Raw genomic sequence first — 12,492 nt, forward strand, 5'->3', positions numbered from 1 at the left:
CTACAAGGGGGAACCGCGTAGCGATGCGCACCGGTCGTCATGTCACCATGCTCACCGAAGGCACCTATCCGCATGTCCACGGCGGGGTCAGCACCTGGTGCGACCAGCTGGTCAAGGGCATGCCGGAGGTCGACTTCCACATCCTGTCGCTGACCGGCAGCGGCCGCGAACCCGTGACCTGGGAGCTGCCGCCCAACGTCTACCGGCACACCTCCGTTCCGACCTGGGGCCCGCGGCCCGGCCGCGCCCGCGCGCCGCTCGGCCGGGCCCGCCGGCGCCTCCTCGAGTCCTACGAGCGTTTCCTGCTCTCCTTCCTCGCCCCCGAGGCCCGCTGCGACTTCGGCGAGGCGCTGTACGAGCTCGCCGAACTCGCCCGCGACGGACGCCTGTCGGCGGCGCTGCGCACCGAGTCCGCGCTGCGTTGCCTGATGAGGACATGGACGAGGCCGCACCTGCCGACGGCCGCCGCCCGCCCGACCGTCCACGACGCCCTGACCGCGACCGACCTGCTCGAACACGCCCTCAGGCCGCTCGGCGTCCGCATCCCCGAGGACTCCGTCGCCCACGCCGTCAGCAGCGGCCTGGCCACCCTGCCGGCGCTCGCCGCCCACAAGCTGGACGGCGTGCCCTTCCTGCTCACCGAGCACGGCATCTACCTGCGCGAGCGCTACCTCGGCTACCGCAGCGGCGAACAGCGCTGGCCGGTCAAGGCGTTCATGCTCGGCTTCTACCGCGAGCTGAACTCGCTCGGCTACCGCTCCGCCGACCTGATCACCCCGTGCAACCAGTACAACCGCCGTTGGGAGGAGCGCGGCGGCGCCGACTCCGACAAGATCCGCACGGTCTACAACGGCGTCGACCCGGCCGCCTTCCCGCACGCGGGGCCCGAGCCCGAGGTGCCCACGCTCACCTGGTGCGGCCGCCTCGACCCGATCAAGGACCTCGAAACGCTTCTCCGCGCGTATGCCCTCGTCCGCGCCGAGATCCCCGAGACCCGGCTCAGGCTGTTCGGCCCCGTTCCGGCAGGCGGCGAGGCGTACCACACCAAGCTGGAGAAGCTCGCGGCCGAGCTGGGCGTGACCGACGGACTGACCTTCGAGGGCCGCATCGGCGAGGTCTGGCGGGCCTACGCGGCCGGGCACGTGGTCATGCTGTCGTCGATCTCCGAGGGCTTCCCGTTCTCCATCATCGAGGCCATGTCCTGCGGCCGTACGACGGTCTCGACGGACGTCGGCGGAGTGCGCGAGGCCGTCGGCGACACGGGTCTCGTGGTCCCCCCGCGCGAGCCGGAGAAGATGGCCGCCGCCGCGCTCACCCTCCTCCGGGACGACGAACGCCGCCTGAAGCTGGGCGAACTGTCCCGTCAGCGGGTCATCGACCGCTTCACGCTCCGCCGCAGCGTGGACGCCTTTAGGACGATCTACCAGGAACTCGCGGGCCTGCCCGAGGTCTACGAGCCCACGCTGGAGACCGTCGCCGACTGGACCCTCGAACTGCGGGATCCCTGGTACGCCGCGGTCGCGACGGACGGAACCGGCTGGTGAGCGGAAGCATCTGGATGCCCCCGGGCGCCCGCCCGGAGACCCTCCCGTACATCCCCCGCCAGCGCGCCCCCAGCTGGGCGCAGCCCGACCCCGTCGACGAACTCGCCGAGCGGCTCGACGACTTCATAGCCGCGGCCGTCCACCCGGACGAGATAGCCGCCCTGCTGGAGTCCGACGGCCTCTCGGACGACCAGATACGCGAGCGGTACGGCGTGAAGAACTCCTTCGCGCTCGCCGAGGAGCTCTACGAGCGCGTCGAACGCCGTTACCCCGAGCCGGACGGCCCGGTCCACGACCCGTGGCAGGTCGGCCTCCTGGGCTGCCTGCTCCGCGGGGTCGTCTTCGCCCTGCCCGGCTTCGGCTATGTCCTCGGAGCACCCCTGCTCGCCGGTCCGAAGGGCGACCTCGGGCTTCCGGCGGGCACGGTCCCGCTGCTGGCCGGCGCCCTGTGCGGCTGGACCTGGAACCAGGCCCTCGCCCATTGGGCCTACTCCTGGCTCGGGCTGGGCGACCGCTCCGCCGCCCGGCGCTCCCTGTTCCTGGGAGCGCCGGCGGGTGCGCTGCTCGGCGCCCTGGTCGCCCTCGCGTTCGCGGGTACGGCCCACCCGGCGGCGATCGCCTTCGCCGCAGGCCAGTCCGGCTACCTGGGCGCGGCCACCGTCCTGTTGGTGATGGGCCGCGAACGTGCCCTGCTGATCGCCCTGTTGCCGATGGCGGCGGGCGCGGCCGTGACCGTGGTCCATCCCGTGCCGGACGCGGCGAGACTCGCCCTGCTGCTCGGCTCCCTGGCCGTGGTGGCGGTCCTCGGTCTGCTCGAAGCGGCGCCCGCCATAAGGGACTTGGGTGGCGGCGACCGGACCGCCCAACTGGCCGCCCAACTGGCCGCCCAACTGACCGCACTGCTGCGCTTCGGCGCGCTCGGACCGGCCCCCGAGAAGCAGCACACCGCGGCCCCCCGGCTCGCCGCCTCGCTGCCGTACGCCCTGTTCGGGCTCGGCAGTGGGGTCCTCGTCGTCTACGGGGCGCTCGGCGACGTCCTGGCCGGCGAGGAGCAGAGCGCGATCGCCGCGCCCGCCGCCGTGGCACTCACCCTCAGCATGGGCCCGGCCGAATGGCTGCTGTACCGCTTCCGCAGCGGCGGCCTGGCCGGGCTGCGCTCCAGCGACACCGCGAAGGCGTTCTGGCGCACGACGGCACGCACCGTCGTCCGGTGTCTGTCCGGCTACCTGGCCACCTTGCTGGCCCTCGGCCTCGCCACCTCGGCCCTGTGGCCACACGCCCAGGGCCTCGCAGGCATCCGCCTGGCCGGACTGCTCCTGCTCGGCGTGGTCCTGTGGACCGGCCTGCTGCTCCAGTCCTTCGGCGCGGTCACCAGCGCCGCCGCTGTGTGCTGCGCGGCGGCCCTCGCCCAGACCGTCGCCCTCGTCACGCACACGGGCGGCCCGCACCAGGTCGGCCTGATCGTGTACGGCACGGCAGCGGCCACCCAGGCGGCCCTGGTCTGCGCCCTGTTGGGGAGGGCGACCGCCCACCGATGAGCTCCCTGCTGGTTCCCTACTACGAGCACCCGTCCGTCCGCCCCGCCGAATGGGACGCGATCGTGCAGGCGGCCCCCCGCCTCCACGGCGTCGTCCTCAACCCGGCCAGCGGCCCCGGCGAACAACCCGACCCGGCCTTCGCCCGGACCGCCGCCCGGCTGCGGGCGGCGGGTGTCCGGGTGCTCGGCTACACCGACACCGGCTACGGCCGCAGACCCCACAGCGACGTCGTCCGCGACCTCACCCGGCACCGGGACTGGTACGGCACCGACGGCGCCTTCCTCGACCAGGTCGCCGCGGGCCCCGAGGAGTTCACGCACTATCAGAGGCTCGCGGTGGCCGCCTGGGACCTCGGCTGCACCACCCTGGTCCTCAACCACGGCACCCCGCCGGACCCCTCGTACGCCAGGATCGCCGACGTCCTCGTCACCTTCGAGGGCACCTGGGAGTCGTACCGCCGACTCCGACCACAACCCCGGCCCGGCACCACCGACGTACGGCTGTGCCACCTGGTGTACGGCGTCCCGGCCGGGGTCGACCTGGCGGAACTGGCCCGCGCGAGGGGCGCCTCGGTGCACTGTGCGGTTCCGGGCGCGGGAGATCATCCTTGGGGTACGTTGCCGCACACCCTGGAGCCCACCCGGTGAGACGCCCCATCCTGCTCGCAGCCCTCCTTCTGCTGCCGGCGGCCTGCACGACGCATCCCGGCGACGACGCCGCCGACGAGCCGAGCGGCGATCACTGGCAGCCGCGCCCCGGCGTGGCCTGGCAGTGGCAGCTGAGCGGCCGCCTCGACACGAGCGTCGACGTTCCCGTCTACGACATCGACGGCTTCGACCAGTCGAAGTCGACGGTCGCCGCGCTGCACCGCGAGGACCGCAAGGTGATCTGCTACCTCTCGACGGGCGCCTGGGAGGACTGGCGCCCCGACGCGAAGAAGTTCCCCGAGTCGGTCCTGGGCCGCGGCAACGGCTGGGAGGGCGAGCGCTGGCTCGACATCCGCCGCACCGACGTCCTGGAGCCCCTGATGGCGGCCCGTCTCGACATGTGCCGTGACAAGGGCTTCGACGCGGTCGAGCCCGACAACATGGACGGCTACCGCAATCGCACCGGCTTCCCCTTGAAGGCCTCCGACCAGCTCCGCTACAACCGCCTGATCGCGAAACTCGCCCACGACCGCGGATTGGCCGTGGGCCTGAAGAACGACCTGGACCAAATCCCGCAGCTGGTGGGCGACTTCGACTTCGCGGTCAACGAACAGTGCGCCCAGTACGGCGAATGCGCCGACCTGAAGCCCTTCATCGCGGCGGGCAAGGCCGTCTTCCACGTCGAGTACGAACTGCCGACCCGCCGCTTCTGCCCCGACTCCCGCAGCCTGAAGCTGAGTTCGATGCTGAAGAAGTACGAACTGGGGGTGTGGCGCCGAGCCTGCTAGGCAGGCCCTACCGCCCCAGGGTCAGTGCGACGAGCGCCACGGTGGCCGCCGTCTCCGCGAGCCCCCCGAACACGTCCCCCGTCACCCCGCCGAAGCGCCGTACGCAGTGGCGCAGCAGGAGTTCGGCGACGGCGAGGGCGGCGAGGACCGCGAGGGCGGTGCGGACGGCGTCGTACGGTCCGAAGAGCGCCCCCGCGACCGCGGCCGCCAGGGTGACGGCGACGGCGGCGATCATCGCACCCCGCACCGGCACTACCCCCGCCACCGCGGCCCCCAGCCCCTCCGGCCGGGCGGCCGGCACCCCGGTGCGGGCGGCGAGGGTGAGGGCCAGGCGGGCGGCGGTCGCCGAGACGACCGCGGCCACGGCACCCCGGGCCCACGAGTCGCCGTAGAGCTGCGACACCGCGGCCACCTGGGCGAACAGGACGAAGACGAGGGTGATGACCCCGAACGGCCCGATGTCCGACTGCTTCATGATCCGCAGCGCGTCCTCGGCGGGCTTGCCGCTGCCCAGACCGTCCGCGGTGTCCGCGAGCCCGTCGAGGTGCAGTCCGCGGGTGAGCGCGGCGGGTACGGCGGTGGAGGCGACGGCGGCGAGCAGCGGGCCCGCACCCAGGAACAGCAGGAACACGCCGAGTGCGGCCGACCCCGCGCCGACCACCAGCCCGGCCGCCGGGGCGCACAGCATGCCGCCGCGGGCGGCCTCCCGGTCCCAGCGGGTCACCTTGACCGGGAGCACGGTGAGGGTGCCGAAGGCGAAGCGGAGGCCGTCCGGCCAGGAGGGGGTCTTGGACACCGGCGCAGGTTACCCGGCGGTCCGGAGAGCGGGTGCGGCGGCCGTGGATAAAGTGCTCATATGGGACATTGGCTGGAGCGGAACATCATCGAGCCGGGCAAGCTGCCCCTCCTCGTCGCCCTCACCGCGTTCGTACTGACGTTTCTGATCACCCGGGTCGTCACTCGTATGATCCGGGCGGGCAAGGGACCCTTCGGCAACGTCAGCGCCGGGGGAGTGCACATCCACCATGTGGTCCCCGGTGTCGCCCTCACCGTCCTCGGCGGCTTCGGCGCGGTCGCCAGCACCCGGCACGGCGTCGGCTCGGCGGCGTTCGCGGTCGTCTTCGGCATCGGCGCGGGACTGGTCCTGGACGAGTTCGCGCTGATCCTGCACCTCGACGACGTCTACTGGACCGAGGCCGGCCGCAAGAGCGTCGAGGTCGTGGTGCTCACGGCGGCCCTGGTCGGACTGGTCCTGTGCGGATTCGTGCCCTTCGGCGTCAACGACCTCAGCGAGGACGAACTCCAGGACCGCGGCTCCGTCATCGTGAGCGTGGCCGTGAGCTTCCTCTTCTCCCTCATGGCTCTGGCCAAGGGCAAGGCCCGCACCGCGATCTTCGGTGTGATCGTCCCCCTCATCGCCGTCATCGGTGCCATCCGGCTGGCCCGCCCCGGCTCCCCCTGGGCCAAGCGCTTCTACGGCCGCCGCCCACGCGCCCGCGCCAGAGCCAGACTGCGCGCCTACCGTCACGACCGCCGCTGGGCGGGCCCCAGCCGCATCCTTCAGGACTGGATCGGCGGCAGACCGGACGACGAGCCCGCCCGCGCCCTCGAACGCCGGTGACGCAGCGCCGACACCCCGCACAGCACCAGCACCACCGCGATCGCCGCCAGATGCTCCTTGCCGGCCAGGTTCTCCTTCAGCACCACCTCGACCACCATCGCCGCGATCACACCGCCCGCGGTGACGTACGCGCTGTAGCGCCAGCCGAGGAACACGGCGAGACCCACCACGGCCGCCGACGGCCCCGTGTCCACGACATGCGCGTCGGAGCCGGGCAGGCCCAGCGGGCTGTCGGGACCCAGCCAGATACCCGCGCGCGCGTACAGCGTGCCGGCGAGCGTCGCTGCGTACGCGAGGGCGAGCGTCCGCCACCGGCCCAGACAGATCTCCGCGATCCCGAACACCAGCAGGATCTGCACCAGGGCACCCCAGACGGGCAGGTCCAGGGCGGGCACGAACAGGGACAGGGGAGTGCGCAGGAGAGCGAGCCGGAGCGGGTCCTCGGCGCGCACGGCCCCGAGGTTCTGCACGAGCTGATAGCCCCAGGACTGGTTGTGCACGAAGTGCAGGACCGCCGTCAGGCAGACGGCCCCGAGGGCCATGGGGGCCGCCCGCCACCCGCGTTCGAGCAGCGGCTCGCGCACGGCGACGTACAGCAGTCCCCATTCGGCGCGGGCCCAGCGGGTGAGCGTGTTCATTCGGCGGTCCTCGTCCCCGTCTCGGCGGTCTTCGTCCCCGTGGGCCGCGGCAGCCCCGGCGCCTGCAGGAACCCCTCGGCGCGCGCCGACGCGAGGCCGATGCGCGGCAGGTCCGCGCTCTTCTCGAAGAGCAGGAACCGGGGCTCCCAGATGGGCCGGTACTTGGCGTTGGCGCGGTACAGCGACTCGATCTGCCACCAGCGCGAGAAGAAGCCGAGCAGCGAGCGCCACAGCCTCAGCACCGGCCCGGCGCCGAGGCGTGCACCACGTTCGAAGACCGACCGGAACATGGCGAAGTTGAGCGAGACCTGAGTGATCTCGATCTCGTGCGCCCGGCGCAGCAGCTCGATGACCATGAACTCCATCAGGCCGTTGTCGGAGCCCCGGTCGCGCCGCATGAGGTCGAGGGACAGCCCGTGCGGCCCCCAGGGCACGAAGGACAGCAACGCCCTCAACTCGCCCTCGGCGTCGGTGCATTCGAGCATCACGCACCGCCCGTCGCCCGCATCCCCGAGCCGTCCCAGCGCCATGCTGAACCCGCGCTCGGTGGCCCCGTCGCGCCAGTCGTCGGCCCTTTTCAGGAGGTACGCCATCTCGGCGGCGGGAATGTCCTCGTGCCGTCGGACGCGCACCGCGTACCCCGCCCGCTTCACCCGGTTGCGGGCCTGGCGCACGGTCCGCATGGCCCGCCCCTCCAGCGTGAACTCGGCCACCTCGACGATGGCCTCGTCCCCGAGTTCCAGCGCGTCGAGCCCGTGCCGGGCGTACACCGTCCCCGCCTCCTCGCCCGCGCCCATCACCGCCGGGATCCAGCCGTGCGCCCGCGCCTCGGCGAGCCAGGGCCCGATGGCGCCGGGCCACGCCTCCGGGTCGCCCAGCGGATCCCCGGAGGCCAGCGACACTCCGCCGATCACGCGGTAGGCGACGGCCGCCTTGCCGGTCGGCGACCAGATGAGGCTCTTCTCCCTCCGCAGCGCGAAGTACCCGAGCGAGTCCCGGTCGCCGTGCCGCTCCAGCAGCGCCCGCAGGCGTCTCTCGTCGTCCTCGCTGAGCGGGTCGACGGCGCGCCGGGAGCGGAAGGCGGCGTAGAGGACGGCGAGGAGCAAGGCCGTGCTGAGCACGTTGACGGCGACGTTCACCCAGTTCGGCGTCGTGATCCCCGGGAGCTGGGAGCCGTCGGCGGCGACCGAGACCAGCCGCAGGGTGCCGTACCGCCACCGGTCCGGGAAGGTCGAGGAGCCGTGCGCCTGGTTGGTGACGGTCACGAGGAACGCCGCGAGCAGCGAGGACACCAGCAGGCCGCCGACGGCGACGGCCGCGGCGAGCTTCGGGTTGGACCGGTCGCCCTTCGCGTAGAACTCCCGCCGCCCGACCAGGAGCGCGGCGACGAAGACGGCGGTGAGTGCGAGGGAGACCCAGTTCTGGGCGTATCGCCGGACCTCGGGGAAGACCGTCGCGAAGGCGAACAGTACGAGGAAGGGCCCGGCGAGCGCGAGGTTCAGGATCCAGGCGGCCCGCTTCCGCCGCCGCATGGTGATCGCCAGGAACGCCGTGAACACACCGGACGCGAAGCCGGCGGTCAGCAGATACGGCGTGAAGAAGTCCTCCTGGTTGTGCCGCCGCACGTCCTGCCCGAGGGAGACCCACACGGCGCTGAGGAAGTTGACGAACGCGACGGCTCGCAGATACCAGACGGCGAGTCCGGCGGCCCGCCGAGAGGCGGCGGTCGACCGCGGGACCACCGCGGCCTGCCGGTCCGCCGTGCCCGGACGGGCCGGGGTCCGGACAGGTTCCGCGGCAATTCGGGCATATCCCATGACGCGGGATCATATGGGCGCCATTGCCCGTTTTCCTTCCACCGCAACGGCGCTCAGCCCCTACGGCGCAGTCCGGCCGTGCCGGACCGACCGCCCCCGACGCCTACTCCTTCTCGGGCTCCTTCTCGGGCTCCGACTCCGGCTCCGGCTCCGGCTCCACATGAGCTTCGGGCTCCACAAGGGCTTCGGGTTCCACAGGAGCCTCGGACTTCTCGAGGGCTTCGGGCTTCTCGGGAACTTCCGGCTTCTCGGGGAGCTCGGCAGCCAGCGCCGCCGCGGCCTGCACCAGAGGCAATGCCAGCAACGCCCCCGCCCCCTCGCCGACCGTCACCCCATGGTCGAGCAGCGGCTCCAGCGCCATCCGGTCCAACGCCTTCGTCTGCCCCGGCTCCCCGCTGTTCTGCCCGGCCAGCCACCAGTCCGGCGCCCGGAACGCGATCCGCTGGCCCACCAGCGCGCAGGCGGCCACCACGACGCCGTCCAGGACCACCGGCATCTTCCGCACCGCGCTCTGCAGCAGGAACCCGGTCAGCGCGGCGAGGTCGGCCCCGCCCACCGTCGCCAGCAGCTGCAACTGGTCCCCGAGCACTGGCCGGGCCCGTCGCAGCGCGTCCCGGATCGCCGCGCACTTGCGCATCCACGCCAGGTCGTCGATGGCCTGCCCGCCGCGCCCGGTCACGACGGACGCGTCGGTCCCGCACAGCGCGGCGATCAGCGTGCCCGCCGCCGTGGTCCCGCCCACGCTCACATCGCCGAGCACGACCAGATCCGTACCGGAGTCGGCCTCCTCGTCGGCGACGGCGACCCCGGCGAGGAACGCGGCCTCCGCTTCCTGGGGCGTCAGCGCGTCCTCGATGTCGATACGCCCGCTGCCGCGCCGCACCCGGTGTCCTGAGACATCGCCGGGCAGCGTCTGAGGGTCGCAGTCCAGTGACATGTCGACCACTCGCACCGGCACGCCGAGCCGCCGGGCGAGCACCGACACGGGCCGGCCGCCCTCCAGGACGTCCCGCACCAACTCGGCGGCGCTGCCCGCGGGCCGTCCCGAGACGCCCAGTTCGGCGACGCCGTGGTCACCGGCGAACAGGACGACCCGCGGCCGTTCGATCGGCCGCACCGGCACGGCGGACTGCGCCGCGGCCAGCCACTCACCCAGTTCGTCCAGCCGTCCCAGCGCTCCGGGCGGCACGATCTGACGCTCCCGGCGCGCCTCGGCGTCGCGGCGTACCCCGCCGTCGGGGCGCTCGATCAGATCGGTGAAGTCGTCGAGATTAAGCGAGCTCATTCGCCGAACAGTACCGGCCCTGATCGAACACGGCGGCGCCACGTCGCCACGACGACCGCGCGACGTCGTTGCGCTCAAGATCGCCATCCCATACGTTCCGTTTTGCAGTGGATTGTCGTACGTCTCCGGGAGCCGCCATGTCAGCATCCCCCGCGCCCTCCGTACGGCGCCTTCGCTCCACCGCCCGGTCGATGCTGCCGTTCCCCGAACCGGAGAGCTGGCTGGACGTGGGCACGGGCGACGCCCGCTTCCCCGAGACGGCCAGGGAGGTCTTCCCCTACACCGCCTTCGACGGCCTCGACCGCACCCCCCGAGTCGAGCAGGCCCGCCGGGCCGAACGCGTCGAGGAGGCCCACATGGGCCGGCTGACGGACCCGCAGATCACCGCCCGCCTCCGCGCCCGCTACGACGTGGTCAGCCTGCTCCACCACCTGCCGCACACCCCGGACCCCCGCGCGGAACTCCGTGCCGCCCTGGCCGTGCTCCGCCCCGGCGGCCACCTCCTCATCGACGTCACGGACCCGCACTGCGCGTTCGCGAGGCTTCTGGGCAAGCGGTGGCACGCCCACCCCCGGCCCGGGGACCCTCCTCCGACGCCCCTGGACGACCTCTGCGCGGAACTGGAGTCCCAGGGCTGCACGATCATCAGGACGGACCGCCGCGCAGCGCACGTCCCCCACGACCTGTCGTCTGCGCTGTCCCTGGTTCTGCCCGAGTCCCTGCCGTCCTGGCTGACCGGAGCACTGCTGGCCGCGGCCGGGGCGACGGACCACACCCTGGCCCCCCTCCTCCGCCGCACCCGCTTCTCGAACACGTACCGCGTGATCGCCCGCAAGGACGCGTCAGCCCCGTAGCACCAGCGCCTGCCCCGCCACCACCAGCAGCACCTGCTCGCACTCGCCCGCGAACGCCGCGTTGAGGCGCCCGAGCTCGTCCCGGTAGCGCCGTCCGGACGCCGTGGCCGGGACGATGCCCGACCCCACCTCGTTCGACACGGCGACGACGGTCCGTCGCGTGGCCCGCACCGCCTCCGCCAGGTCCCGCACCCGCGCCCGCAGCGCCCGTTCCCCGCCGTCGGCCCACTCCGCGTCGTCCCACGCCCCGACGGCGTCCATCGCGTCCGTCAGCCACAGGGACAGACAGTCGACGAGCAGCGGCGGCCCGTCGTCCTTCAGCAGCGGCACCAGGTCGCACGTCTCGGCCGTACGCCATGACCCCGGCCGCCGCTCCCGGTGCGCGCCGACCCGCGCGGCCCACTCGCCGTCCCCGCTCCGCGTGCCGCCCGTAGCGACGTACAGCACGTCGGGGAACGCCTCGAGGCGCCGCTCGGCCTCCACCGACTTCCCGGACCGCGCACCGCCGAGCACCAGCGTCCGCCGCGGCACGTCCGGTACGTCCTCGTAGGCGCCGACCGCCAGCGTCGTCCCGTCCGGCACGGCCCGCGCCCCCGCCGCGGTGAGCCGCCGCCGCACCTCGGCCCCCGGCGGCACGTCGTGGTCGAGATGCACGGCGACGACGTCCGTCGTCGGCCCGACCGCCCCCGCCGAACGCAGCTTGGCGAGCGTGTCCGGCCGCGCCACGACGTCGGCGAGCACCATGTCGTACGTCTCGGCGAACCCGTTCTCCAGCCCGGCGGGCGCACCCCCGGGCGGCAGATACAGCAGCCGCTGACCGTCCGGCCCGGTCACCGCGTACCCGGTCCCCGGCGCGTCCATCGCCACGGCCCGCACCCGATGCCCCGTCAGCAGCGCCAACTCCCGGCCGTCCGGCACCCGCCCGGGCTGCGGCAGCCCTGCCGGCACCTCGACCGCCGGTCCGTCGTGCGGATGCGACAACAGCACCTGGCGTACGCCGCCCAGCGAACACCCCGCCCGCGCCGCCGCGAACGCCGCCCCGGGCGTCAGATCGAGCAGCAGCGCCCCGTCCACGAGCAACGAGGTCGCCGCGCGGGCATCCGTCCCGAGCGCGGCCGCACAGGCAGCACAGGGACAGTCGGGGCGGGGGAGCCCCGCGGGGGCGCCGGTGCCGAGCAAAGTAACTTCCACAGCCCCGATTCTCGCCGGTCACCGCTGGACCTGCGCGCCCGGGAGGCGCCTCGGGGGCGCGGCGCTGTGACAGGTGCGGCTCCGCCGAGCGGGCGCGGCAGGCCCCCGGGGGCTGTCGGACGGCCGATCACTCGCTGTCTTTTAACGGCGTACCCAGAGGAGCGAATAGGCTGCGGGCAGGAGCCGGACCAAGATCCGGCTCCCGCTGTGCAATGTGCTCACATCAGGGAGGCGTACATGGCGGCATGGACGTGGCGGTTCGAGAAGTCCGACGGCACCGAGGTCGATCCCGCGGTGGTGCCGGAGGAGTTCACCACGCAGGGGGACGCCGAGTCCTGGATCGGGGAGTACTGGAAGGACCTTCTCGAAGGCGGTGCGGACCAGGTCCACCTGTTCGAGGACGGTACGAAGATCTACGGTCCTATGAGCCTGCACGCCCAGGAGGCGTAGCCGGACGGGGCGGCCGGACACCGGCCGCCCCTCCTCATGTCACTGACTCGCTGACTCACTGCCTCATTGCCTCACCGCTGACCCAGCGTCACTTTCACGGTCTTCTCGCTGCCGTCGCG

The 12,492-nt window shown here is 73.0% G+C and carries 12 protein-coding genes; 7 read left to right on the plus strand and 5 right to left on the minus strand.

The annotated features are described in order from the left end of the window. Nucleotides 1-23 precede the first annotated feature (23 nt). The 4 genes from pelF to ADK57_RS31625 are packed head-to-tail and all read left to right on the plus strand — an operon-like array spanning nt 24 to nt 4,517. Complete coding sequence (gene pelF, locus ADK57_RS31610; protein WP_053753053.1) at nt 24-1,544, plus strand: GT4 family glycosyltransferase PelF; 1,521 nt, start codon at nt 24-26, stop codon at nt 1,542-1,544. After that, nucleotides 1,541-3,082, plus strand: coding sequence for a hypothetical protein (locus tag ADK57_RS31615; RefSeq protein ID WP_053753054.1), 1,542 nt, complete (start codon nt 1,541-1,543; stop codon nt 3,080-3,082). Before pelF ends, ADK57_RS31615 begins: the two co-directional genes overlap by 4 nt. Continuing rightward, nucleotides 3,079-3,729: a spherulation-specific family 4 protein gene (locus ADK57_RS31620; RefSeq protein ID WP_053753055.1), complete on the plus strand. Its 651-nt coding sequence runs from the start codon at nt 3,079-3,081 to the stop codon at nt 3,727-3,729. Before ADK57_RS31615 ends, ADK57_RS31620 begins: the two co-directional genes overlap by 4 nt. Further along, entirely contained in the window at nt 3,726-4,517 is a 792-nt protein-coding gene (locus ADK57_RS31625; RefSeq protein ID WP_053753056.1) for an endo alpha-1,4 polygalactosaminidase, read from the plus strand. Before ADK57_RS31620 ends, ADK57_RS31625 begins: the two co-directional genes overlap by 4 nt. Nucleotides 4,518-4,524: 7 nt before the next feature. Here the strand turns inward: ADK57_RS31625 and ADK57_RS31630 are convergent, their stop codons facing one another. Then, nucleotides 4,525-5,313: an adenosylcobinamide-GDP ribazoletransferase gene (locus ADK57_RS31630; RefSeq protein ID WP_053753057.1), complete on the minus strand. Its 789-nt coding sequence runs from the start codon at nt 5,311-5,313 to the stop codon at nt 4,525-4,527. 60 nt (nt 5,314-5,373) lie between these two features. Here ADK57_RS31630 and ADK57_RS31635 point away from each other — a divergent pair, with 60 nt between their 5' ends. Next, on the plus strand, nt 5,374-6,138 hold the full coding sequence (locus ADK57_RS31635) for a hypothetical protein (protein WP_053753058.1): 765 nt from the start codon (nt 5,374-5,376) through the stop codon (nt 6,136-6,138). Here ADK57_RS31635 and ADK57_RS50135 read toward each other — a convergent pair. From ADK57_RS50135 to cobT, 3 genes are all read right to left on the minus strand, one after another. Then, complete coding sequence (locus ADK57_RS50135) at nt 6,078-6,776, minus strand: hypothetical protein (protein ID WP_053753059.1); 699 nt, start codon at nt 6,774-6,776, stop codon at nt 6,078-6,080. The genes ADK57_RS31635 and ADK57_RS50135 overlap by 61 nt on opposite strands. Further along, nucleotides 6,773-8,593, minus strand: a complete 1,821-nt coding sequence (locus ADK57_RS31645; RefSeq protein ID WP_078973445.1) for a phosphatidylglycerol lysyltransferase domain-containing protein — start codon at nt 8,591-8,593, stop codon at nt 6,773-6,775. Before ADK57_RS31645 ends, ADK57_RS50135 begins: the two co-directional genes overlap by 4 nt. A 103-nt stretch (nt 8,594-8,696) precedes the next feature. Continuing rightward, entirely contained in the window at nt 8,697-9,878 is a 1,182-nt protein-coding gene (gene cobT / locus ADK57_RS31650; RefSeq protein WP_053753060.1) for a nicotinate-nucleotide--dimethylbenzimidazole phosphoribosyltransferase, read from the minus strand. Between the two features lie 137 nt (nt 9,879-10,015). Between cobT and ADK57_RS31655 the strand changes: the two genes are divergently transcribed. Then, entirely contained in the window at nt 10,016-10,732 is a 717-nt protein-coding gene (locus ADK57_RS31655; RefSeq protein ID WP_053753061.1) for a class I SAM-dependent methyltransferase, read from the plus strand. Here ADK57_RS31655 and ADK57_RS31660 read toward each other — a convergent pair. After that, complete coding sequence (locus ADK57_RS31660; protein WP_053753062.1) at nt 10,721-11,923, minus strand: bifunctional adenosylcobinamide kinase/adenosylcobinamide-phosphate guanylyltransferase; 1,203 nt, start codon at nt 11,921-11,923, stop codon at nt 10,721-10,723. The two genes, ADK57_RS31655 and ADK57_RS31660, sit on opposite strands and share 12 nt — an antisense overlap. 237 nt (nt 11,924-12,160) lie before the next feature. Here ADK57_RS31660 and ADK57_RS31665 point away from each other — a divergent pair, with 237 nt between their 5' ends. Continuing rightward, complete coding sequence (locus ADK57_RS31665; RefSeq protein WP_053753063.1) at nt 12,161-12,373, plus strand: hypothetical protein; 213 nt, start codon at nt 12,161-12,163, stop codon at nt 12,371-12,373. The last annotated feature ends 119 nt before the right edge of the window (nt 12,374-12,492 follow it).

It is taken from the genome of Streptomyces sp. MMG1533 (genome assembly GCF_001279775.1).
GTDB lineage: Bacteria > Actinomycetota > Actinomycetes > Streptomycetales > Streptomycetaceae > Streptomyces.